This is a genomic window from Sphingomonas spermidinifaciens (genome assembly GCF_002351485.1).
In the GTDB taxonomy this organism is placed as follows: Bacteria; Pseudomonadota; Alphaproteobacteria; order Sphingomonadales; family Sphingomonadaceae; genus Sphingomonas; species Sphingomonas spermidinifaciens.
Window position 1 is genome coordinate 1,746,766 of the sequence record NZ_NWMW01000001.1, and the last position, 23,553, is coordinate 1,770,318.

The 23,553-nt window shown below is 68.4% G+C and carries 19 protein-coding genes; 9 read left to right on the forward strand and 10 right to left on the reverse strand.

From position 1 onward, the window contains the following. Positions 1-13: 13 nt before the first annotated feature. Positions 14-949: an L-threonylcarbamoyladenylate synthase gene (locus COC42_RS08295; protein WP_096342669.1), complete on the reverse strand. Its 936-nt coding sequence runs from the start codon at positions 947-949 to the stop codon at positions 14-16. Between the two features lie 46 nt (positions 950-995). On the opposite strand from COC42_RS08295, the gene COC42_RS08300 reads away from it, so the two are divergent. Genes COC42_RS08300 through aguB form a run of 3 tightly spaced genes read left to right on the forward strand, consistent with a single transcriptional unit; the run spans position 996 to position 4,576 of the window. Further along, positions 996-2,708: an acyl-CoA dehydrogenase family protein gene (locus COC42_RS08300; RefSeq protein ID WP_096342670.1), complete on the forward strand. Its 1,713-nt coding sequence runs from the start codon at positions 996-998 to the stop codon at positions 2,706-2,708. Between the two features lie 45 nt (positions 2,709-2,753). After that, positions 2,754-3,731, forward strand: a complete 978-nt coding sequence (locus COC42_RS08305; RefSeq protein WP_096342671.1) for an agmatine deiminase family protein — start codon at positions 2,754-2,756, stop codon at positions 3,729-3,731. Continuing rightward, positions 3,728-4,576: an N-carbamoylputrescine amidase gene (gene aguB / locus COC42_RS08310; protein WP_096342672.1), complete on the forward strand. Its 849-nt coding sequence runs from the start codon at positions 3,728-3,730 to the stop codon at positions 4,574-4,576. Before COC42_RS08305 ends, aguB begins: the two co-directional genes overlap by 4 nt. A 3-nt stretch (positions 4,577-4,579) precedes the next feature. Here the strand turns inward: aguB and holA are convergent, their stop codons facing one another. The 4 genes from holA to COC42_RS08330 are packed head-to-tail and all read right to left on the reverse strand — an operon-like array spanning position 4,580 to position 9,134. Then, the gene (gene holA / locus COC42_RS08315; protein ID WP_096342673.1) at positions 4,580-5,596 is read right to left on the reverse strand and encodes a DNA polymerase III subunit delta; all 1,017 of its coding nucleotides are present in this window, start codon (positions 5,594-5,596) and stop codon (positions 4,580-4,582) included. Continuing rightward, positions 5,593-6,060: an LPS assembly lipoprotein LptE gene (lptE, locus tag COC42_RS08320; RefSeq protein WP_096343184.1), complete on the reverse strand. Its 468-nt coding sequence runs from the start codon at positions 6,058-6,060 to the stop codon at positions 5,593-5,595. The genes holA and lptE overlap by 4 nt, the downstream gene beginning before the upstream one ends. A gap of 35 nt (positions 6,061-6,095) precedes the next feature. After that, entirely contained in the window at positions 6,096-8,654 is a 2,559-nt protein-coding gene (gene leuS, locus COC42_RS08325; protein ID WP_096342674.1) for a leucine--tRNA ligase, read from the reverse strand. A 54-nt stretch (positions 8,655-8,708) separates the two neighbouring features. Then, complete coding sequence (locus tag COC42_RS08330; protein WP_096342675.1) at positions 8,709-9,134, reverse strand: DUF3576 domain-containing protein; 426 nt, start codon at positions 9,132-9,134, stop codon at positions 8,709-8,711. A gap of 181 nt (positions 9,135-9,315) precedes the next feature. Here COC42_RS08330 and COC42_RS08335 point away from each other — a divergent pair, with 181 nt between their 5' ends. Then, the gene (locus COC42_RS08335) at positions 9,316-10,047 is read left to right on the forward strand and encodes a hypothetical protein (protein WP_245843935.1); all 732 of its coding nucleotides are present in this window, start codon (positions 9,316-9,318) and stop codon (positions 10,045-10,047) included. A 62-nt stretch (positions 10,048-10,109) separates the two neighbouring features. On the opposite strand, the gene COC42_RS08340 is transcribed toward COC42_RS08335, so the two are convergent. Then, on the reverse strand, positions 10,110-13,091 hold the full coding sequence (locus COC42_RS08340; protein WP_096342677.1) for a TonB-dependent receptor: 2,982 nt from the start codon (positions 13,089-13,091) through the stop codon (positions 10,110-10,112). A 150-nt stretch (positions 13,092-13,241) separates the two neighbouring features. Further along, positions 13,242-13,997 carry a FadR/GntR family transcriptional regulator gene (locus COC42_RS08345; RefSeq protein ID WP_245843937.1) on the reverse strand — a complete coding sequence of 252 codons (756 nt, stop codon included), beginning with the start codon at positions 13,995-13,997 and terminating at the stop codon, positions 13,242-13,244. A gap of 170 nt (positions 13,998-14,167) precedes the next feature. Here COC42_RS08345 and COC42_RS08350 point away from each other — a divergent pair, with 170 nt between their 5' ends. The 4 genes from COC42_RS08350 to COC42_RS08365 are packed head-to-tail and all read left to right on the forward strand — an operon-like array spanning position 14,168 to position 18,955. Beyond that, positions 14,168-15,544 (forward strand): 3-keto-disaccharide hydrolase, encoded by a 1,377-nt coding sequence (locus tag COC42_RS08350; RefSeq protein ID WP_096342678.1) that lies wholly within the window; start codon positions 14,168-14,170, stop codon positions 15,542-15,544. Positions 15,545-15,555: 11 nt separating this feature from the next. After that, positions 15,556-16,866: a Gfo/Idh/MocA family protein gene (locus COC42_RS08355; RefSeq protein WP_096342679.1), complete on the forward strand. Its 1,311-nt coding sequence runs from the start codon at positions 15,556-15,558 to the stop codon at positions 16,864-16,866. A 29-nt stretch (positions 16,867-16,895) separates the two neighbouring features. Beyond that, positions 16,896-17,699: an FAD:protein FMN transferase gene (locus COC42_RS08360; protein ID WP_096342680.1), complete on the forward strand. Its 804-nt coding sequence runs from the start codon at positions 16,896-16,898 to the stop codon at positions 17,697-17,699. Next, the gene (locus COC42_RS08365) at positions 17,696-18,955 is read left to right on the forward strand and encodes a Gfo/Idh/MocA family protein (protein WP_096342681.1); all 1,260 of its coding nucleotides are present in this window, start codon (positions 17,696-17,698) and stop codon (positions 18,953-18,955) included. Before COC42_RS08360 ends, COC42_RS08365 begins: the two co-directional genes overlap by 4 nt. Before the next feature lie 124 nt (positions 18,956-19,079). On the opposite strand, the gene COC42_RS08370 is transcribed toward COC42_RS08365, so the two are convergent. Both COC42_RS08370 and uxuA read right to left on the reverse strand, forming a co-directional pair. Continuing rightward, positions 19,080-20,354: an MFS transporter gene (locus COC42_RS08370; protein WP_096343186.1), complete on the reverse strand. Its 1,275-nt coding sequence runs from the start codon at positions 20,352-20,354 to the stop codon at positions 19,080-19,082. 37 nt (positions 20,355-20,391) lie between these two features. Further along, the gene (gene uxuA, locus COC42_RS08375; RefSeq protein ID WP_096342682.1) at positions 20,392-21,555 is read right to left on the reverse strand and encodes a mannonate dehydratase; all 1,164 of its coding nucleotides are present in this window, start codon (positions 21,553-21,555) and stop codon (positions 20,392-20,394) included. A gap of 117 nt (positions 21,556-21,672) precedes the next feature. On the opposite strand from uxuA, the gene COC42_RS08380 reads away from it, so the two are divergent. Beyond that, positions 21,673-22,881: a Gfo/Idh/MocA family protein gene (locus tag COC42_RS08380; protein ID WP_096342683.1), complete on the forward strand. Its 1,209-nt coding sequence runs from the start codon at positions 21,673-21,675 to the stop codon at positions 22,879-22,881. On the opposite strand, the gene COC42_RS08385 is transcribed toward COC42_RS08380, so the two are convergent. Continuing rightward, positions 22,842-23,471, reverse strand: coding sequence for a hypothetical protein (locus COC42_RS08385; RefSeq protein ID WP_141395813.1), 630 nt, complete (start codon positions 23,469-23,471; stop codon positions 22,842-22,844). The two genes, COC42_RS08380 and COC42_RS08385, sit on opposite strands and share 40 nt — an antisense overlap. Positions 23,472-23,553: the final 82 nt, after the last annotated feature.

The window sequence follows — 23,553 nt, forward strand, 5'->3', positions numbered from 1 at the left end:
ACCATGGGTCGACCTAGAACGCCGCACGCTTCAACCGGTCGTTGATCGCCTCGCCCAAGCCCGTGTCCGGCACCGGTGCCACCGCGATCGCCACTGCGTCGCTCGCATCGGCGCAATGGAGCGCATCGAACAGCCGCGCCGCCGCTTCGACCAGGTCGCCGCTTGCCGAAAGCGTGTCATCGCCCGCGACCGCGCCGAAGCCGATCAGCCACTCACCCGGCCGCCGATCGGTGGCATTCAGGCGCACCGGCTTGCTAGGGGCATAATGGCTCGATAGCTGCCCCGGCGCGGTGATCGCCTCCCCCTCTCGCCCCCGCGCCAGCCCCAGCGCCTCGCCCGTGATCGGCCCCGGCCGCAGGATCAGCCCGCGCGCCGGATCGACGATCGTCGATTCAATCCCCGCCGGCGTCGGCCCGTCGTCGAGGATCAGCGCGATCCGGCCGCCGAGGCTCGCCGCGACATGCCCGGCGCGCGTCGGGCTGATGCCACCGCTCGCATTGGCCGAAGGCGCAGCGAGCGGCTTGCCGCAGGCGCGCAGCAGCGCCTGCATCGCCCGATGCGCCGGGATCCGCACCGCCACCATCGCCAGCCCCGCCGTCGCTAGCGACGCCACCGGGCTCCCCTCGTCGAGCGGCAGCACCAGCGTCAGCGGCCCCGGCCACCACCGCTCGGCAAGCGCCAGCGCGCCCTCGTCGAAGCGCGCGATCGTTCGCGCGGCCTCCAGATCGGGGACGTGCACGATCAGCGGATTGAAGCTCGGCCGGCCCTTGGCGGCATAGATCCTCGCGACCGCCCGCGAATCGGTCGCGTCGGCGGCGAGGCCGTAGACCGTCTCCGTCGGCACCGCGACACAGCCGCCCGCCGCGATCACCGCCACCGCAGTCTCGATCGCGCCGGGCGCGCCGTAGCGTAAGGTTCGCGTTGCATGGGGCGGGTTTGTCGGCGGCATCCGAAAGCCGCTATATTGCGGGCAAAACCGCGACAAGAGAGGACCGATGAGCTTCACCCCCGCCATCGCCGAGCAGCGCTTCGTGCTGACGCACATCGCCGGCATCGACGAACTCGCCGCCACCGACCGCTTTGCAGAGGCGACGCCCGACACCGTCGAGGCGGTGCTGGAGGGCGCGGGCGCCTTCGCCGCGGGCGAATGGGCGCCGCTCGACCGGGTGGGCGATACGGTCGGCGCGCGCTGGACCGAGAAGGGCGTGGTCATGCCCGAGGGGTTTGGCGATGCCTATCGCGGCTATGTCGAGGGCGGCTGGGGCACGATCGGCTCGCCCGCGGGATATGGCGGCATGGGCATGCCCTTCGTGCTGGCGAGCGCGGTGCTCGAGACGCTGGGCACCGCGAACATGGGCCTTGCGCTCTGCCCCACGCTCAACGGCGGCGCGATCGAGGCGCTGATGCATCACGGCAGCGCCGAGCAGCAGGCGGCGTACCTCCCCCATCTCGCCACCGGAGAGTGGCCCGCGACGATGAACCTGACCGAGCCGCAGGCGGGCAGCGACGTCGGCGCGCTGCGCACCCGCGCCGAACCGCTTGAGGGCGGGCGCTGGTCGATCACCGGCACCAAGATCTATATCAGCTATGGCGACCACGACATGGCGGAGCAGATCGTCCACCTCGTCCTCGCGCGCACGCCCGGTGCGCCAGCAGGGACGCGCGGCCTCAGCCTGTTCCTCGTCCCCAAATACCGCCTCGATGCCGAGGGTCGGCCGGGTGAGTTCAACGACATCCGCGTGGTGTCGATCGAGCACAAGATGGGCCTCCACGCCTCGCCGACGTGCGTCCTGTCGTTCGGCGACAACGGCGACTGCGTGGGCGAGCTGATCGGCCATGAGGGCGGCGGCATCGCGGGCATGTTCACGATGATGAACAATGCCCGGCTCAATGTCGGGCTTCAGGGCGTCCAGGTCGCCGAGCGGGCAACGCAACGCGCCGTCGCCTATGCGCTCGACCGCGTGCAGGGCGCGCGCGGCGGCGCGAACGTCGCGATCGTCGAGCATCCCGACGTGCGCCGGATGCTACTCCGCATGAAGGCACAGACGCAGGCGGCACGCGCGCTCGTCTACCTCGCCGCCGCGGCGGGCGACCGTGCGACTTTGGGTGACGAGGCCGCGCGCAAGCAGCTCGACCTCCTCACCCCGCTCGCCAAGGCGCACGGCACCGACATCGGCAACGAGGTCGCCAGCCTAGGCATCCAGGTGCATGGCGGCATGGGCTATGTCGAGGAAACGGGCGCCGCACAGCATTTCCGCGACGCGCGCATCACCCCCATCTATGAGGGGACCAACGGCATCCAGGCCGCCGACCTGGTCGGGCGCAAGCTCTCGATGGACAATGGCGGCGTCTTCCTCGCCCACATCGCGGCGATGCGCACCGAGGCAGAGGATGCGACCCTCCGTACGCTGATCGACGCCTGCGAGGAAGTCGGCAGAGGGCTGATGACCGCCGATGCCGACGATCGCCTTGCCGCCTCCTACCCGTTCCTCACGATGCTGTCGGTCGCGACCTGCGGCTGGCTGATGGAGCGGCAGGGGCGGATCGCCGGGAGGGCCGAGGGCGATCCCGCCTTCCTCGCGCAGAAGCGGGCGGCAGCGCGCTTTTATGTCGAGCAGATCGTGCCCGAGGCGCTGGGGCTCAAGGCCGCGGCGACGGCGCGCGCCGAACTCCTTTACTCGATCCCCGCGGCGGCCTTCGCGGCCTGAGCCGGACGGTTGCGGGCTGGCGCGCCGGGGCCTAGAGCGCCGGGCATGACGCTGCCGCCGCCGCCCGAATGGGCCGATCACGAGGCCGTGCTGATCGGCTTTCCGAGCCACCCGGAAGTCTGGGGGCCACCGCTCGAGGGCGCGCGCGCCGAAACGATCGCCTTCGCCAATGCGATCGCCGACGAGGGGCGCGGCGAGCGCGTTCTCCTCGTCTGCGCCGATGACGAGGCGGCGCGCGCCGCGGTGACGCGCATCGACAGAGGCGTAGAGATCGTGACCGAGGCGTTCGGCGACGTCTGGCTGCGCGATACCGCCGCGATCGTGACGGGCGACGGCACCGCCCGCGCCTTCCGGTTCAACGGCTGGGGCGGCAAATACGACTTCCCCGGCGACGAGGATGTCGGCGCGCGCCTCGCGAAGCGGCGGCGCATCGCGTTCGAACCGTGCGACTGGGTGCTCGAGGGTGGGTCGATCGACGGCGACGGCACCGGGCTCGTCGTCACGACCGAGCAGTGCCTCCTTAACCGCAACCGCAATCCCGGCCTGTCGATGCGGACGGCGGAGGACTGGCTCTACCGCGACCTCGGCTTCGACCGGGTGCTGTGGCTCGGCGACGGCCTCGTCAACGATCACACCGACGGCCATGTCGACAATCTCGCGCGCTTCGTCGGCCCCAATCGCCTGGCGGTACCCGCGCCCGAGGAGAACGACCCCAACTGGCTGATCTATCAGGACGCCGCCCGCCGCGCCGAGGCGTTCGGCGTCGAGGTCGTCCGCCTGCCCTCACCCGGCCGCGTGCTGGTGGAGGAAGAGGTGGTGCCGGCAAGCTACATGAACTTCTACATCGGCAACACGGTGGTCGCGGTGCCGACCTATGGCCAGCCAAACGACGCGGCCGCGGTCGAGGCGGTGCAGGCGCTTTTCACCGGCCGCCGCGCGGTCGGCCTGCGCGCCGACCATATTCTGACCGGCGGCGGCAGCTTCCACTGCATCAGCCAGCAACTGCCGAGGATCGCCGCATGACCGAAGTCACCGTCGCGGCGCTGCAGCTCGCCTTCACGCGCGACCTCAGCGCCAACATTGCCGCTGTCAGCGAGCTGGTGCGCGAGGCCAAGGGCAGGGGCGCGCAGGTCGTCCTGCCGCCCGAATTGTTCGAGGGCGAGTATTTCTGCCGCACCGAGGAGGAGGAATGGTTCGCCACCGCCCGGCCAGTGGACGAGCATCCCGCCGTGCTGGCCATGCAGGCGCTCGCCGACGAGCTCGGCCTCTACATCCCCACCAGCTTCTTCGAGGCGGACGGCCCGCATCATTATAACTCGCTGGCGATGATCGCGCCCGGCGGGCGGATCGAGGGCGTCTATCGCAAAAGCCATATTCCCGACGGGCCGGGCTATGAGGAGAAATTCTATTTCCGCCCCGGCAATACCGGGTTCAAGGTCTGGGGCGGACCGGGCGCGAAGCTGGGCGTCGGCATCTGCTGGGACCAGTGGTATCCCGAAACCGCGCGCGCGATGATGCTGATGGGGGCGGAGATCCTGTTCTACCCCACCGCGATCGGGGCGGAGCCGCACGATCCCACGCTCGACACGCGGCGGATGTGGCGGCGCGCCATGCTCGGCCATGCGGTGTCGAACGTGGTACCGGTGGTGGCCTCGAACCGCATCGGCAGCGAGCATGGCCAGCTTTTCTACGGCCACAGTTTCATCTGCGACGAGTTCGGCGAGCTGCTCGCCGAGTTCGGGGCGGATGAGACGGGCGTGCTGACCGCGACGCTCGACCTCGCCCGAGTGAAGAAGAACCGCGCGGGCATGGGATTCTTCCGCGACCGGCGGCCGGAGCTGTACCGGCGCCTGATCGAGGACGTCTGAGCCTCAGCCCAAGCGCTGCCCCATCCGCGCGATCGCCAGCCCCTCGGCCTCGGCCAGGATCGCACCCGCATTGCCCCGCGCGACGATCGCGCGTTCGGCGGTCCGCACTCGCTCGACCGCGCGGGCGAGCTGCGCGGCATTCCAGCGGTTGAGCGCGCGGATCGTCGCGGCTTCCTCCTTCCAGAAGACGCGGTGGCGCTTGACCACGACCGCCGCTGCGTCGCCGCTCTCGACCTCACGGCGCATGTCGGCGAGCGCGATGAGCCGCTTGGCGAGTTGCCGCAGCGTCGGGATGGCCAAATTGTCCTCGGCGATCGCGGCCAGTTCGACACCCGCGGTCACGGGGTCGCCGCCCACCACCGCCTCGATCGCCGCCCCCATCGCGCTTTCGTCGAGCACTGCGCCGACCGCGTCGAATACCTCGGCGCCGCAATCGGCGGGCCTCTCGGGCGCAGCGTCGAGATAGAGGGCGAGCTTCTCGACCTCGCGCACGATCACCGCGCGGTCGCCGCCCGTCGCCGCGACCAGCCGCTCGGCACAGCCCCCGCCGAGCCGCAGCCCGTGCTCGCGCGCGATCTGTGCGGCGAGGCGCACGGCGTCGGCACCCTCGGGGACATAGAAAGCGGCAGCGGCGGCATTGCTCGCGCTCTCGACCAGCTTCACCAGCTTGCCCGTCTTGCGCAGCGACGGCGCGATCGCGACGACCGGATTGCCCGCGCGCTCGGCATTGAGGAGCAGCGTCACCGCCTCCAGGCTCTCCTCGCCCATGCCGGTCACGCGGATGAACCGCTTGTCGCCGAACAGCGACATCGACGCCGCTTCGTCGGCCAGCCGGCCCGGGTTCGCCTTGAGCATCGCCCCGTCCATGTCGACGCGCTCGACCCCCTCGCCCAGCGCGCGCTGGAGCACCGCCGCCAGCTCGCCCGTCCCCGATTCGTCGGGACCGTAGAGGAGGTAGAGGCGCGTCCCCTCGTCGGGCTTCTCGAGCCGCGCGCGCATCTGCGCGGGCTTGAGGTTCATTCGGTCGGCCGGGTGCGCTGCGCGTAGAGCGCGATGCGCGCGACGATGCGGTCCGCGACGATCCCCGACAGCCGTTCGAGCGCCGACTGCTCGGCGGCGATCGTCGCATATTCGCTGCTGACGACGTCGATCCCCGCGTCCGACCCCGCGGTCGCGTCGAGCACCACCCCGCCCGTCGCCACATCGACCAGCTGATAGCGCGCGCGCAGCGTCCGCCGCTCGCGCGTGATCGTGTCGTTGCGCCGCACGCCAAGCCCGATGATGTCGTCGTCGAGCGCGACCTGAAGCCGGTAGCGCGCCGTTCCCACCCCATCGGCTCCCGCTAGCCGGTCGCGGAGCGCATTGGCGACCAGCCAGCCATTCTGCCCGGCGATCGGCGCGACCTCGACCGCGGCGAGCGTCTGACGCACCGCCCCCTGCGGGCCGCCGCCATAGAGCGGGCGCAGGCCACAGCCGCCGAGCATCAAGGCCGACGCGGCGAGAAAGGCGGCGGCGCGGATCACGCGACGAGGTTCACGAGTCGGTCGGGCACGACGATCACCTTTCTGGGGGTCCTGCCCTCCAGCATGCGCACCACATTCTCGGATGCAAGCGCCGCGGCCTCCACATCCTCACGCGGGGCGCCCTTGGGCATGGTCAGCGTGTCGCGCAGCTTGCCGTTGACCTGGATCGCGATTGTCACCTTGTCCTCGACCAGCATGGCGGGGTCGACCTCGGGCCAGGGCGCATCGGCGATCAGGCCTTCTTCTCCCCATGCTGCCCATGCCTCTTCGGCGATGTGCGGGCACATCGGCGCGACGATGCGGGCAAGCGCGCGGATCGCGGCGATGCGGTCGGCGGACGGGGCCGCCTTCTCGATCGCGCCGACGAGTTCGTAGAGCTTGGCCACCGACTTGTTGAAGGCCAGCGCCTCAACATCCTCGGCGACGCCGGCGATCGTCTTGTGCAGCTTGCGGCGCAGCACCACGTCCTCGCCCTCACCCGCCGCCTCGGCGGTGAACAGCCGCCACAGCCGCTGGACGAAGCGCCATGCGCCCTCGATCCCCGCTTCCGACCATTGCAGGTCGCGCTCGGGCGGGCTGTCGGACAGCATGAACCAGCGCACGGCGTCTGCGCCATACTGGTCGACGATCGGGCCGGGATCGACGGTGTTCTTCTTCGACTTCGACATCTTCTCGACGCGGCCGACAGTCACTTCGAGTTCGGATCCCTTCAGATAGACCCGGCCGTCGCGTCGCTCGATCTCTTCCGGTGAGACGAATTGGGTTCGATTGATAGCCTGATGTTCGACCCCGTCGATGATTTTGGTGGGCATCTCTGCTTGATAAACTTCATGCGTCACCATGCCCTGCGTGAAGAGACCGGCGAACGGTTCCTTCACGTCGATCAGGCCGATATGAGAGAGAGCGCGGGTCCAGAAGCGGGCGTAGAGCAGGTGGAGGATCGCATGCTCGACCCCGCCGATATACTGCTGGACGGGCAGCCACTGCTCGGCGACCGCGCGGTCGAAGGGCTTGTCGCCGGGCTGGCTGGCGAAGCGGATGAAATACCAGCTCGAATCGACGAAGGTGTCGAGCGTGTCCGTTTCTCGACGAGCAGGCGCTCCGCAGGACGGGCAATCGACATGCCGCCAGGTCGGATGCCGGTCGAGCGGATTGCCGGGCACGTCGAAGCTGACGTCCTCGGGCAGCTTCACCGGCAGCTGGTCGTGCGGGACCGGGACGGCGCCGCACGCCTCGCAATGGATGATCGGGATCGGCGTGCCCCAGTAACGCTGCCGGCTGACGCCCCAGTCGCGCAGTCGCCAGACGGTGGTCCCGCGGCCCCAGCCCTCGCCCTCGGCGCGAGCAATCACTGCGGCCTTGGCGGCCTCCACGTCCATCCCGTCGAGGAAGGCGGAGTTCACCAGCGCGCCGGGACCGGTATAGGCCTCGTCGCCCTCGAACAACGGGTCGACCTTGTCGCCCTCGGCAACGACGCGCGGCACGGGCAGGCCGTACTTGCGCGCGAAATCGAGGTCGCGCTGGTCGTGCGCCGGCACGCCCATCACCGCGCCGGTGCCATAGTCCATCAGCACGAAATTGGCGATGTAGACGGGCAGCTCCCGCCCCGCATCGAACGGATGCGCGACGCGCCAGCCGGTATCGAAGCCCAGCTTCTCCGCCGTCTCCAGCTCGGCCGCGGTCGTCCCGCCCTGCTTGCACTTTTCGATGAAGGCGGCGGCTTCGGCGCTCGTCGCCCCCAAGGCCTGCGCAACCGGATGATCGGCGGCGACCGCGACGAAGCTCGCGCCGAAGATCGTGTCGGGCCGCGTCGAGTAGACCTCGATCTCGGTGTCGAACGGAGCGACCGGACGGAAGCGAAACTGCAGGCCGACCGACTTGCCGATCCAGTTCTCCTGCATCAGCCGCACCTTGTCGGGCCAGTGCTCGAGGGCGCCGAGGCCATCGAGCAGCTCGTCGGCGAACTGGGTGATCTTGAGGAACCACTGGTTGAGCTTGCGCTTCTCGACCAGCGCGCCCGATCGCCAGCCGCGGCCGTCGATGACCTGCTCGTTGGCGAGCACCGTCATGTCGACCGGATCCCAGTTCACCGACGATTCGCGGCGATAGACGAGGCCTGCGGCGTAGAGGTCGAGGAACAGCGCCTGCTCGTGCCCGTAGTAATCGGGGTCGCAGGTCGCGAACTCGCGCGTCCAGTCGAGCGCGAAGCCCAGGCGCTTCAACTGCGCCTTCATCGCGGCGATGTTGTCATAGGTCCAGGCGCCGGGATGCACCTTGCGCTCCATCGCCGCATTCTCGGCCGGCATGCCGAACGCGTCCCAGCCCATGGGGTGGAGCACTTCCATGCCCTGCATCCGCCTGAACCGCGCGAGCACGTCGCCCATCGTATAGTTGCGGACGTGCCCCATGTGGATCTTCCCCGACGGATAGGGGAACATCTCCAGCACATAGCTCTTGGGCTTGGGGCTCGAATCGTCGGCGGCGAAGGTCGCGCGCTCGTCCCACACGGCCTGCCAATGGGCATCGGCCTTCAGCGCGTTGAAACGCTGGCTCATCTTCTCAACTCCGTCGAAAGCCGGCGCGCGACCGGCGCCGACTGGACTCTCAAATCAGCCGACCACCGCGCCGCGGCGCATGTCGCGGGCGCGGGTCAGGATGATGTCCTCGAGCTTCTGGACCGTCGCGGCCTGCACGGGCGCCGCGACCCACTGGCCGTTGGTATTGACCTCGCGCAGCGCCGCGACGCGCAGGGCATCGGCACGCAGGTCCTGGTCGAGGATCGTCACGGTGACCTTCATCCGCTCGCCGGGCGTGTTGGGGTTCACATACCAGTCGGTCACAATCACCCCGCCGTTCGAATCGGTCTGGAGGAGCGGCATGAAGCTCAGCGTCTCGAGGCTGGCGCGCCAGAGGTAGCTGTTGACGCCGATCGTCGTGATCTGGCTGGCGGCGAGGTCGCGCGGGCGATCACCCTTGCCGCCGCAGGCAGCGAGCGCGAACACGAGCGGAAGGGCTAGGGCCAGGCGGCGCGACATCGGCGAAGTCCTCGAGATAAGCTTGTACCGGCTCTCTATAGGCGCTCGCGTGGAGGCCGCAAGCAGCGCGGCGCGAGGGCCGATTGTGGACGCCGTGCAACACTCAGTCTAAATCGCCGCAACCGGTGGAACGGCGGGCCCGGAACATGGTACTGGCAAGACAGGAACAGAGGGGATTCGCGTGAGGTTGCGGGTGGCCATGATCGGGCTGGGTGCAGGGGTGGTCGCCACCACTGCGCTGGCGCTCGTGCCCGCCGCCGGCGCGCCGCGCCCCGACGAGCTGCGTCTTGCGCGAAAGGCGCCCGCCGCCGCCCGGTCGGGCATCGGATCCTTCACCCCAGCCGCCGCCGACCCGCGCCTTGCCGCGGCGCTGTCGCGCAGCGGGCTGTCGGCCACCGGCTTTCGCTTCACGCCGTCGGAGCAGCAGAGCAAGCGGCAGGACGTGACCGTCGCGGTCCGCGCCCGGACCGCCCGTGGGGGCGAGGCGCTGCGCACCGCCAGCGTGACGATCCCCACCGCGGCGGCCGCCAGCATGCAGCCGATCGCTTATAACCTCGGCATGTCGGTGGGCTGGAAGCGCTTCGCCCTGTCGGGCGACGTATCGCGCGTCGATCTTGGCGCGCTGCCCGGCAGCCGCGAATCGGTCGATCTCGGCGTCAGCTATACCGGCAAGCGGCTGAGCGGCCGGGTTCAGGCGCGTGCCGACAAGCCCGCGGGCAGCGAGCCGCGCATGGTCGCCGACACGCCGAGCTATTCGGTCGATCTCGGTACGTCCTACTCCCTCACGCGCAACTTCGACGTGACCGCTGGCGTTCGCTATCGCACCGACGAGGAACGGCTACGCCTGCCGCAGCTGACCGATACCCGTCGCGACAGCCAGGCGGTCTATGTGGGCACCGCCTTCCGCTTCTGATCGGCGCATGAATGCGCGCCGCAGCGACGCCTGCCGACGATCGGCAGGCGCCCGTGCGCGGTTCAGAAGGTGAAGTTCACCGCCAGCGCGAAGGTGCGCCCGAAATAGGCGGTATAGAGCGGATCCTGCCGCACCGAATCGGCGGTGAGCCGGTTGGTCTCGTTGGTGATGTTCGACGCCTCGGCGATCAGCTTGATATTGTCGGTGAGGTTGTACGAGGCCGAGGCATCGACGAAGATCGAGCTTGAGTTCGACAGCGAGTCGGCATCGACCGAGCCCCCGCCGGGCACGCTCGTCAGGAAGGACGAGCGATAATTGACCGTCGAGCGGATGCTGAACTTTGCATCCTCGTAATAGAGCGTCCCGCTCGCCGTTTCGGGCGACAGGCCGGTCAGCGAGGCGGTCGTCGAAAGCGTCGGCGAGATGATGTAGTTGATCGTCGAACGCACACGCGTGAAGTTCGCCAGCACGCCGAAATTGCTGAGGAAGCCCGGCAGGAAGCGGAACGGCACCTGCGCGTTGACCTCGATCCCGCTCAGCGGCCCGCCCGGTGTGTTGTTGTTGCGGGTGACGGTGAACAGATTGTCGGGCGTGACGCCGGTGCCGGTGTTCTCGAGCAGCGACAGCGGCAGACCGAGGTCGCGGAACGGCACGAGGTCGCGCGTCGACTGGATGAACGTCTCGATGTCCTTGTAGAAATAGGCGATCGAGATCAGCGATCCCGGCGCGAAATACCATTCGAGCGAGGCGTCGAGCGTGTTGGCGCGGATCGGGTCGAGGAACGGGTTGGTGATCGACGCCGTCTGGATGTTGATGTTCGCCGATCCGCTGGGGATGAGCTGGCCATAGGCCGGCCGCGACATCACCCGCGCGGCCGAGAAGCGCGCGACGAGATCCGAGGTGACGTCGAGCGCGAGGTTGAGCGACGGCAGCCAGTCCTCATAGCTGCGATCGACTTCCGACACGATATAGCGCGACGGGAAGGGCGAACCGGCGGGCGCCGCCGCCGGGATCGCGCCATAGGTTTCGAGCTCGGTGCGGACATAGCGGACGCCCGCATCGCCGCGCAGCGCGAAGGGCAGGACGTCGGCGGTGTTGAACTTCACCATCAGATAGCCCGACTTGTACGTCTCCTTGACGCCGCCATAGGCACCCTTGGCGCATTCGAGGTTGCAATAGCCGTAGCTGTCGAGGCCGACCGCATTGCGGAACTTGTCGGGATCGATCGACACGAAATCCTGAAGCTGGCCGTTGAGGTTGTTGCCCACGCCCTCGGTCACGAAGGCGAAGTCGGCGATCGTCACGCCGGCGGGAAGTGCCAGCGGCGTGTTGGTCTGCAACTGACGCTCGCGCGCGGTATATTCGTTGGTGCGGTACTGGCCTCCGAGCTGGACGGTGAAGCCTTGGTCGGCTTCCCACTCGCCATTGAGCTCGAACGTCTTGCTGACGATCGTATTGCGGCGGATGAAGTTCGACAGCTGCCCGCGCTGGGCGCCGTTCGAGACGGGCGGGCCGTAGAGGAAGCTCGCAGGATTGGTCGGATCGATGCCATAGCCGATCGCCGGGATGTCGGGATTGTCGCGGAAGTCGATCGAGAAGTTCCGCGTGTCGTTCGAATCGATCGCCACCTGCAGCCGGTCGACGTCGAGCCGCGATTCGCTGATGCCCGCCAGGCCGAACATGCGGAAGCTGTCGGAAAAGCGGTGGTCGAGATTGAAGTTGGCCTGCCTGAACTCCGACGTGAACGCCTCGTCCTGCATCTCGGAACGCAGGTCCACACCGTCGAACAGGCCGTAGACGAGCGAGCCGTTCTCATCGACCTCGATCTCGCGCACCGAGGTCATCGGCTGGCCCTGGTTCGAGGCGGCGCGGCCGAACGAGCGTGCGTCGAAATAGGTGTCGATGCGATCAACCTTGAAGCGAGAATAGAGGCCGTCGATCGAGATGTCGGTGTTGTCGCTCGGCTTCCACTGCACCGTCAGCGTGCCGGCGAGGCGCTCCTGCTCCTGGCTCGACTTGACCGGCCGGGGGAGGCGCGGGAGAAAGACGCCGCCGCCCGGCCGCCCCGACACCCCGGTGCGGCTCATGATATAATCATAGGCCGCGGCCGTCCCGGTGCGCGGATTGTTGGTCGAGCAATTGTTCGCGTCGGCTCCGACCGAGTTACCGCTGTTGGTAAAGCCCGGGACCGGGCTGGTCGTCGGCGCGCCGTTATAGACATAGCCGACCGGCGTGCAGAACGGGAACACGACGCCGGCATTCGGCGTGCCGGCGGGCTGCGCCTGACCAAAGGCATAGGTGGGCACCAGATCGACCGCCGAATAGGCGTATTCGTCGATGTGCCGCCGCGAATAGGCAATGCTGCCGAGGATGCCAAAGCTGTCGGCGAACTGCTTCGAGACGAGCGCCGACAGCCGCGGATCGACCTGTTTCGCGATATCGTTGTAGATGCCGCGCGCGGTCGCCGAGAAGTTGAAGTCCTTCTTCGAATCGAACGGCTTGGGCGCACGCAGGTCGACCGTGGCGCCCAGCGACCCTTCCTCGACATCGGCCGAGGTCGTCTTGCGGACGGCGAGCGACGAGAAAATCTCGGTCGGGAACGTCACGAAATCGAACGATCGGCCGCTGGCGACGCCGCCGCGGATGTCGGTGCCGCTCACTTGGCTGACACCCTCCATCCCGTTGATGCGCACACGCGTGAACTGCGCGCCGAGGCCGCGGACCGAGATGTTGCGCCCCTCGCCGCCGTCGCCGCGCGACAAGGCGACGCCCGGGATGCGCTGCATCGATTCGGCAAGGTTCGAATCGGGGAACTTGCCGATATCCTCGGCGACGATGCTGTCGATCGCCGCGGTCTCCTCGCGCTTCTGGATCAGCGCTTCGTTCAGCGACGCGCGAAAGCCGGTGACGACGATATCCTCGGCGCTCTCGCCCTCCTGCGGGGCGGCTGGCGCCGTCTGCGCCGCCGCCGGCAGCGCGATCAGCAGCGCCGCGAGGCTGGTGGATGCACGGATGCTGCGCTTCAGATGCAGTGACACGCTCATGTCCCCTCCCGATCGCGGTTCGCGAAGGCGAACCGACTTGATCCGGGCCGACATGCTGACGACGCCGTGCCCGACAGGAACCCTCATACGCCCGGCAATGCTGCCTGACAATATGATCTTACAACTTTGTCAGATCGGTGCGATCGCTTTCTACACGGCTCGGCGGGCCAGGGCTCGCCGGCGCTGCGCGGTTTCGGCACGCGCGCGCTCGACCGCTTCGGTTTCGGTGACGTCGAGCAAATGGGTGATGACGCGGTTGAGATGGTCACGCATCGCCGCGCGCGCCTCGACGGGCGAGCGCGCCTCGAGCGCGCGCAGGATGCGGCCATGCTCGTCAAGTCGGCTTTGCGTGCCGAGGCTTCCCGCCTTGCGCAGCACCTCGCGCGCGAGCGGCGAACGGAAGCGCATGTCCCAGAAATCGGTCACTGCGGCGATGATGACGGCATTGCCCGTCGCCTCGGCGATGCAGATGTGAAAGCGGCGGTCGGCGGCCTCGGCGGCAGCAGCATCGTCATCGTCCATCTGGGCCATCAATACGCGCAATTCCGCTAGATGCGCCTCGTCGATCTCGGTCGCGGCGACCGCCGCCACCTCGCCCTCGAGCAGGCGCCGCGCCTCGATGATCTCGAACGCACCGATGTCCAGCTCCGCCTCGCCCGCCGCCGCGGCGACGCTCGAATCGAGCACGAACACCCCCGATCCCTTGCGCGCCTCGACCAGGCCGAGCATCTCGAGCGCAATCATTGCCTCGCGGATCGTCGGTCGGCTGACGCCGAACCGTTCGGTCAGGTCGCGCTCGGCAGGCAGGCGCGATCCCGGGACGTAGATGCCGCTGGCAATGTCGGCGCGGATCGCCTCGACGATCCCGCGATAGAGCTTGCCGCCCTGTTCCCCAGTCTGCATCATGTCCTCGTCATTGGATCGACGATCGTCCTCCGCTGCCGGAGCGGCACCGTCAAGTGCAGCAGCCCGACCTTCATCAAAATGTCTGACAGCACACTTGCTTGTGGTCTAGCCACATTCTAGAACGCGGCAAACCGGCCCGCCTGAAGGCCGGCTTGTCGAGGGGATTGTCGATGCGAGTGGCCCTTGTTTCCGCCGTCGCCGCGTGCGCGATCGCCGCACCCGCCGCCGCCCAGGCGCCGTGGCGCGACATCACGCCTCGCGCGGGCCTCGCCGGCTGGACGATCGCGGGCGGCAACGCCCCCTACCGTGTCGAGAATGGCGAGCTGGTCGGGCGCGCGGCAGCGAACACGCCCAACAGCTGGCTCGTCTCGAACCAGCAATATGGCGACTTCATCGTCGAGTTCGAGGCGAAGACCGATCCCATCCTAAATTCGGGCATGATGATCCGCGGCCAGCGCCGCGCCGATTACCGGAACGGCGTTGTCCACGGCTATCAGGCGGAGATCGACCCGTCGAAGCGCGGGTGGAGCGGCGGCCTCTATGACGAGCAGCGGCGGCAATGGCTCTACACGCTCGGCCGCAATCCGGCGGCGCGCGCGGCATTCAGGTCCGGCGACTGGAATCGCTATCGGGTGGAGGCGATCGGCAACCGTATCCGCACCTGGATCAATGGCGTGCCCGCTGCCGACCTGGTCGACGACACCGACGCGCGCGGCTTCATCGCGCTGCAGGTCCATTCGGTATCGGACGAGGTTGCCGCGAAGCAGCCCGAGGTCCGGTTCCGCAAGATTCGCGTCATCACCGATCGCCCGGGGCGCTACGTCCTGCCCGAAACAAAGCTCGAGCAGCAGGGCTGGCTCAACAACCGCCTGAGCCCCGGCGAACAGCGCGCAGGGTGGAAGCTGCTCTGGGACGGGCGCACCACCAATGGCTGGCGCAGCGCCAAGGGGGCTACCTTCCCCACCAAGGGCTGGGCGATCAAGGACGGCATCCTGTCGGTCGAACCCTCGGGCGGCGGCGAGTCGACCAATGGCGGCGACATCATCACCACGCGCGACTATTCCGATTTCGAGCTGTCGGTCGACTTCCGCCTGACTCCCGGCGCCAACAGCGGGATCAAGTATTTCGTCGATCCCAATCTGCTCAAGGGCGAGGGATCGGCGATCGGGCTCGAATATCAGCTGCTCGACGATGCGCGGCATCCCGATGCGAAGATGGGGCGCGACGGCAACCGCACGCTCGGCTCGCTCTACGACCTCATCACCGCGCGCAACCTGTCGGATCCCGACAGCCCGGGCAAGCGCATCAATCCGCCCGGCGAATGGAATCGCGCGCTGCTGGTCGTGCGCGGCAATCATGTCGAGCATTGGCTCAACGGCTTCAAGGTGGTCGAGTACGAGCGCGGATCGCCCGAGTTCCGGCGGCTCGTCGCGATCAGCAAATACGCCGAATGGCCGCGCTTCGGCGAATGGGCGACGGGTCCGATCCTCCTCCAGGATCATGGCGACCGCGTCGATTTCCGTTCGATCAAGCTGCGCGAATTTTGAGGGGACGAGGGATGGACCGCCGAACGATCCTGAAGGGCGCGGGCGCAACCGCCGGGCTGGCGATGACCGCCAGAAGCTATGCACGCATCCAGGGTGCGAACGATCGCCTCCGCGTCGCGGTGGTCGGCATCAACGGCCGCGGTCAGGCGCATATGAGCGCCTTCACCAAGGTGCCGGGGTGCGAGATCACCCATTTGGTCGATGTCGATTCGGACGTGCTCGCCAAGCGCGCCGACGCCTTCGCCGGGAAGGGCAATCGGCGACCGGCGCTCGAGCGCGACTATCGCCGGCTGCTCGCCCGCAAGGACGTCGATATCGTTACCGTCGCGACGCCCGATCATTCGCATGCCAAGATCGGCGTCGATGCGATGCGGGCCGGCGCGCACGTCTATCTCGAGAAGCCGATCGGCATCGCGCCCGCCGAGGGCGAGGCGCTGATCGCCGCGCAGCAGCGCACCGGCCGCGTTCTTCAGGTCGGCAATCAGCAGCGGTCGAGCATCGAGACGCGTCAGCTCCTCGAACTCGTCCGCGACGGCACGCTGGGCGACGTTTACGAGGCGCAGACCTGGTACGCCAACAACCGCAAGTCGATCGGCAAGGGCAAGGTCACGGCACCCCCCGCCAATCTCGACTGGGAGCTGTGGCAGGGGCCGCGCCCGCGCGGAGCCTACCGCGACAACCTCGTCCATTATAACTGGCACTGGTTCTGGAAATACGGGACGGGCGAGATCTGCAACAATGCGATGCACGAGCTCGACATCGCCCGCTGGCTGATGGGCGTCACCTACCCGACGGCCGTGTCGGCGAAGGGCGCGCGCAACTTCTGGAAGGGCGACGACTGGGAGATGTACGATTCGCTCGCCCTTGCGCTCGACTATGAGGGCGGGCGGACGATCCGCTGGAACGGGCAGAGCTGCAACGGCATCCAGACCTTCGGGCGCGGGCGCGGCGTGCTGCTGCTCGGGACCAAGGGATCGGCGATCGTCGACCGCAACGGGTTCGAGCATTACGGTCTCGACGGCAAGCTGATCCGCGAGGTCAAGGCGCCGACCGAATCCGAGACCACGGGCACCGTCGGCGAGGGCGCGCTTGACGTCTATCACGCGCAGAACTTCATCGACGTGATCCGCGGCAAATCGCGGGCGCTCAACTCGCCGATCGCGGAAGGGCATATCAGCACGACGCTTTGCCACCTCGGCAACATGGCCTATCGCACCGATGCCGACCTCAAGGTCGATCCGCGCACGGGCCGCCCGGCGAGCGCGGCGGCGATGAAGCTCTGGGCAGTCGACTATGCGCCCGGCTGGGGGCTGAACGCCTGACCGAGACGCGCATCGAGCGGTTCGCCGCGATGGGAACGCGCGTCGAGCTGCATGTCTTCGGCGCGGTGGATGCCGACTGCCTTACCGCCGCGCGGCGCGCGATCGAGGCGGTGGACGATGCGCTGACGATCCACCGCCCCTCGCCCACGACGGCGCTCAACGAGGTGCTGGCGGATGGCGGGACCGCCGCCATCGACGATCCGATCCTGCTCGATGCGCTGGGACGCGCGGCCCACGCGGTCGCGGCAACCGGCGGCCTGTTCGACCCGACCGCCGCCGTCGGCGTGCCGGGACGCTGGCCCGCGCTGTCGATCGACCTTGTGGCTGCGCGGATCGAGGCCAGGGTGCCGGCGGCGTTAGACTTTGGCGGGTTCGGCAAGGGCTATGCGCTTGATCGCGCGGCCGATATCCTGCGCGCCGGCGGGGCGGCGAGCGCACTCCTGTCGGCGGGGGAAAGCTCGATCGCGGTGATCGGGTCGCACCCGCTCGGCGGGGGCTGGCCGCTCGCGATACCCGATCCGGTCGAGGTTGGGGCGACGCTGACGGTGATCGAGGTCGAGGACGCCGCGCTGTCGATCTCGGCCACGGCCGGAGCGGGGATGCTCGCACCGAACCGCGCCGCCACGGTCCGCCCACGCGACGGGTGTGCCGTGACGGATGCCCGGACCGCGGTGGCGGTCGAGACGAACGGCGCGCTGGCCGAGGCGATCAGCACCGCGCTGATCGTCGCCGATGCGGACGAGGCGGCGGCGCTGATCGCGGCGAGCCCCGGCGGTCGCGGCCTTTATCATCATGCCGCGGCAACGACCGCGGCGCGAGAGGATGTTGTATGAACGAGCGTGACTTCGACCTGACCCGCCGCGGCTTTCTCGACCGCGTGCTCGCCGCCTCGACCGGCGTCGGCATGGCGGCGGCAGCTCCCTGGGCGAGTGCGGCGGCGGCAGGCATTCAGCGCGGCGACCGGGTGAGACTGGGCGTCGTCGGTACCGGCGATCGCGGTCGGGCGCTGATCCAGAACATCCTCAAGACAAAGAATTGCACCGTTGCGGCGATCTGCGACAGCTATGCCCCGCATCTGGCGCGCGGCCGGGCGCTGGTGCCCGCAGGAACGCCGAGCTTCGCCGACTATCGCGCGATGCTTGATGCGAGGGGCATCGATGCGGTGGTGATCGCGACGCCGCTCGATCTGCATGCCAGCCAGACCTTCATGGCGCTCGATGCCGGGCTGCACGTCTGGTGCGAGAAGGCGATGGCGCGCACGATCGCCGATTGCGGCGGGATGGTGTCCCGCGCCCGCGCCGCCCGAAAGGTGCTCCAGATCGGCCACCAGCGCATGTTCCACCCGACCTATCTCAATGCTCGCAAGCGCGCCGCAGCGGGGGAGATCGGCACGATCACGCAGGTGCGCGCCAGCTGGCACCGCAACAAGAGCTGGCGCCGCCCGGTGGCGGCGGACGCCACCGACCGGCAAATCAACTGGCGCCTCTATCGCGATCGCTCCGCCGGGCTGATGACCGAGCTCGCGACGCACCAGCTTCAGGTCGCCAACTGGTTCATGGACGCGCTGCCGACACGGGTAATGGGGTCGGGCAGCATCTGCTTCTGGAAGGACGGGCGAGAGGTCTATGACCATGTCGCGCTGGTCTTCGACTATCCGGGCGGGCGGAAGACGATCTACACGTCGCTGCTCAACAACGCCCGCTATGGCTGCGAGGAGCAGATCCAGGGGAGCAAGGGGACGATCGAGCCCGAGCTCGGCCGCATCTATTCGGAGGACCCGGCCGCCGTCCCCGCTCTCGCGCAGATGCAGTGCGACGTCGCCGAGGGCAAGAAGCGCGCAGTGCCGATCGGCGGCGCGACCTGGTTTCCCGAACTCCCTGTCCGTACGCCGGGCAGTCCGCTCGGCTGGGGCGAGTATGACGAGACGATGCTCCAGTTCGAGGGGTTCGGCGAGGCGGTGCGCAAGGGGCGCGAGCTGCCGGGGCTGCTGAAAGAGGCGTATTATGCCAGCGTCGCGTCGTTGCTCGGGGAACAGGCGATGGACAGCGGGCGGGCGCTGGAGTGGCCGCGGGATCTGGTGAGCGTCTAGCCTCCCCCCGTTTGTCCCGAGCGAAGTCGAGGGACTTATTCGAGCGCAGCGAGAAGGCGGCAGGGTGCCTCGGCTTCGCTCGGCAAGCTCCCTCGACTTCGCTCGGGACGAGCGGGAAGTAGGGTCACGCCCCTGCCTTCACCTCCAGCCGCGGCACCAGCAGGTGGATGATCGCCAGCGCCACGAGATACGCGCTCCCCGCCCAGACGAACACCGGCGCGTAGCTGCCCACCGTCTCGAGCACCTGCCCGACATATGTGGACATGAGCATGCCGCCGACCGCCCCCGCCGCGCCGCCGATCCCCATCACCGACGCGACCGAAGAGCGTGGGAAGGTGTCGCTGACCATCGTGTAGAGGTTCGACGACCAGCCCTGATGCGCCGCGGCGGCAAGGCCGATGATCGCAACCGCGGTCCACAGCCCCGACACGCTGCTGGCAAAGAAGATCGGCAGGACGCAGAGCGCGCAGACAAGCAGCGCCGCCTTGCGCCCGGCATTGACGCTCATCCCCCGCTTGATGAGTGCCGAGGACAGCCAGCCGCCGCCGATGCTCCCCACGTCGGCGAGCAGATAAACGGCGATCAGCGGGGGGCCAAACGTCTTGAGGTCGAGGCCGTGGCGCTTGGCGAAGAAGTCGGGCAACCAGAACAGGAACAGATACCAGACCGGATCGGTCAGGAACTTGCCCGCGATGAACGCCCAGGTGCCGCGGCGGCGGAACAGCGCGGACCAGGGGATCTTCGGCGCGTCCTCCGCCGGGGCGACGTCCGAATTGATAAAGGCGAGCTCGGAGGGCGAGACGCGCGGATGCTCAGCGGGCTTGCGATAGAAGGCGAGCCACGCGACCAGCCAGACGAAGCCGAGCAGACCGGTGATGATGAAGGCCGCCTCCCATCCCAGCTGGATCGCAAGGACGGGAACGATAATCGGCGTCGCGATCGCGCCGACATTGGCCCCGGCGTTGAGGATGCCCGCAGCAAGCGCGCGCTCCTTCTTTGGAAACCACTCGGCGACCGACTTGATCGCCGCAGGAAAGTTCGCCGCCTCGCCCAGCCCCAGCGCGAACCGCGCCGCCGCAAAGCCGCCCGGCGTGCGGGCGAGCGCATGGACCATCGCCGCCAGGCTCCAGATCGCGATCGCGCCGGCATAGCCGAGCTTCGAGCCGATCCGGTCGATGATCGGCCCGCACGCAAGCAGGCCGATCCCGTAGGCGGCCTGGAACCAGAAGACGATGTTGCCGTAGTCGACCTCGCTCCAGCCCAGTTCGGCCTGAAGCGTGGGTTTCAGGATGCCGATGATCTGGCGGTCGATATAGTTGATCGTCGTCGCGAAGAAGAGCAGCGCGCAGATGATCCAGCGCACATTGCTGGCGGGCCGTGTCGGTCCGTTGGGTGTCACGCTCTTCTCTCCCTCGTCGCGGGCGTTCCCGCTTCTGTCAGTTGGCGCGGGCGTGGGCGATGCCGCGTTCGAGACCGCGCAGTTCGGCAAGGCCCCGCATCCGCCCGAGCAGTGAATAGCCCGGCAGCGTGCGCTTGTTGAGGTCGTCGAGCATCTGGTGGCCGTGGTCGGGCCGCATCGGGATCGAGCGACCCTCGCGCATTTGCAGGTCATGGACCGCGGCGACGATGCGCGGCATCTCGGCGTCGCCCTCCAGATGCGCAGCCTCGTGGAACGTGCCCCCGCCCTCTCGACGGACCGAGCGGAGGTGAAGGAAGCCGATCCGGCTGCCAAGCCGCTCGACCATGCCGGGCAGGTCGTTGTCCGCGCGTGCGCCGAACGAGCCCGAGCAGAAGCAAAGTCCGTTGGCGGCGCTCGGCACGGCCTCGAACAGTTGGGTCACATCGGCCTCGGTACTGACGACGCGCGGCAGGCCGAACAGCGGAAAGGGCGGGTCGTCGGGATGGACGACCAGGCGGATGCCGAGCGATTCGGCATGCGGGCAGACCGCCTCCAAGAAGGCGATCAGGTTGGCACGCAGCGCGTCGGCGCCGAGCTCGGCATAGCGCGCCAGCGCCTCGCGGAAGCCGTTGCGGGTGAAGCCCTCCTCGCTGCCCGGCAGGCCGGCGATGATCGTCGCCTCGAGCGCGGCGCACGCGCCCTCGTCCATCGCCGCATGCCGCCGCGCCGCGCGCTCGAGCAGGTCGGGCGCATAGTCCGCTTCCGCCCCCGGCCGGCGGAGGATGAAGCAGTCGTAGAGCGCCGCCATCTCATGCTCGAACCGCAGCGCCCTCGCGCCGTCGGGCAGTTCCCAGCCAAGGTCGGTGCGCGTCCAGTCGAGCACGGGCATGAAGTTGTAGGTGACGACGTCGATGCCCGCCGCGGCAAGGTTCGTCAGCGTCCGGCAATAGGCGTCGAGAAAGCGAGCGGGATCGCCCGTGCCGGTCTTGATATCATCATGGACGGGCACGCTTTCGACGACGCGCCAGCGAAGGCCAGCCGCCTCGATCCGGTCGCGATAGGCTGCGATCGTCTCGGCCGGCCAGACTGCGCCATTGGGCAGATCGTGGAGCGCGCTCACGATATCGGTCGCGCCCGATTGCCGAATATCCCGAAGCGATACCGGGTCGGATGCCCCGAACCATCGCATCGCCTGCGTCATCCACACGCCAACTGCCCCCGCTCTCGTACAGCGTCTTCGCCGCTTTACGATCTGCTATCATAGCGGATATGACAGGCCAATATTAAAATCGGTAAGACATCTTTTCGGAGGGGTATCATGCAGCAGGTCGATCGGCGCGCATTGCTGGCAGGATTGGGCATCAGCAGCGCTGCAATGGCGATGAGCGGTGCACATGCCCAGTCCACGGCGCAGGGCAATGCCGCGCCCGAGCGCGGCCCGCCGCGCGGTCCCGACCCGTCGGCGCGCGACCGCATCCGCTTCGCGGTGATCGGCCTCGACCATCCGCACATCTATGCAATGACCGACGCGCTGATCCGCGGCGGCGGCACGCTGGCGATGGTGCATGCGCCGGATGCCAAGCAGCGCGCGGCATTCCTCGACCGCTATGGCGACGTCCGCCTTGCGCGCAGCGAGGCCGAGGTGCTCGAGGCGCGCGATATCCAGCTCGTCGCAAGCGCCGCGATCCCCGACCTGCGCGCGCCGCTCGGCATCCGGGTGATGCGGGCCGGCAAGGACTTCCTGTCGGACAAGCCCGGCATCACCAGCCTCGCCCAGCTCGCCGCCGTCCGCCGCACCATCACCGAGACGCGGCGGAAGTTCGCGATCCTCTATTCCGAACGCTACGAGGTGCGCGCCGCGGTGCGCGCGGGCGAACTGGTGAAGGCCGGCGCGATCGGGAAGGTCGTGCAGACCGTCAACCTCGCGCCGCACCGGATGAGCCCGGCGAGCCGCCCCGACTGGTTCTGGGACACCGCGCGATATGGCGGCATCCTGACCGATATCGGCAGCCATCAGGCCGACCAGTTCCTGTTCTATACCGGCTCGACCCGCGCCGAGGTGGTTTCGGCACAGGCGGGCAATGTCGGCACGCCCCAGCATCCGCGCTTCCAGGATTTTGGCGACATGACGCTGAGGGGCGACGGCGGCACCGGCTATGTCCGTGTCGACTGGTTCACGCCCGACGGGCTGTCGACCTGGGGCGATGGACGGCTGTTCATCCTCGGCACGCAAGGCTTCATCGAACTGCGCAAATATATCGACGTGGCCGGGCGGCCTGGCGGCGACCACCTCTTCATCACCGACGCCAAGGGGTCACGCCATGAGGATTGCAGCCGCGTCCCCCTGCCCTTCGGCCCGCAGTTCGTCAGCGATGTCGTCGAGCGAACCGCGGTTGCGCAGGACCAGCGCCAGGCGCTGCTTGCCGCCGAACTCGTGCTGAGGGCACAGGCGAAGGCGACGCCGCCCGTCATGGACAGCGCCGCCGTTCAGTCCGCCGCCGATCGATCCGCGCGGCGGCGCAGATAGTCGTTCAGGGCGGCAATCGCCCAGCCGGCCTCGCGCCGTGCCGCGGCTGTAAACGCGGCAGGATCCTGCGACAGGCGCTCGGCACAATGCGCGAGCCGGCGAAACCCGAGCGTCCCGGCAAAGCCCCCCAGCCGGTGCGCCTCGAACGGATCAAGTGCCGGGGCGACGAGAAAGCGTTCGAGCTCCTCGGCCAGCCGGGCGGCCATCGGTCCGATCGCCGCGTCGCCGAACTGCTTGACCGTGCCGTTGAGCGCTTCCCCGCGATCGAGCCACGGCGCCAGCGCCGCACCGAACGCGGTGACGTCGTCGGGCATGGGAAGCTCGGGACGCCAGCTTCGCGCGGCCGGCGCGCCATAGGTCAGGATCGGCACCCCGCTCGAACGGGTCTTGGCATCGGGCGCACGCAGGACGACGACGGCACCCGCGTCGTCGGCGTGCCGGGTCACACGGGCATGGAGGCCGCGCACGATCGCGCTGACAATCCGCCGGCGGGCACGATCACGATCGGCGATCGCCACGACAAGCGGCCGCGGATCGAGCGGCGAGGCGCCGGAACGCGCGCGCTTTTCGGCGTAACATATGATCTTCATCAAGGCACGACAGGTAGGTTATTTGTCAGAGGAGTACCGATGAATGCGCGAAGGGGGCAAGTGAGCGTGAGCGGCCGGGTCG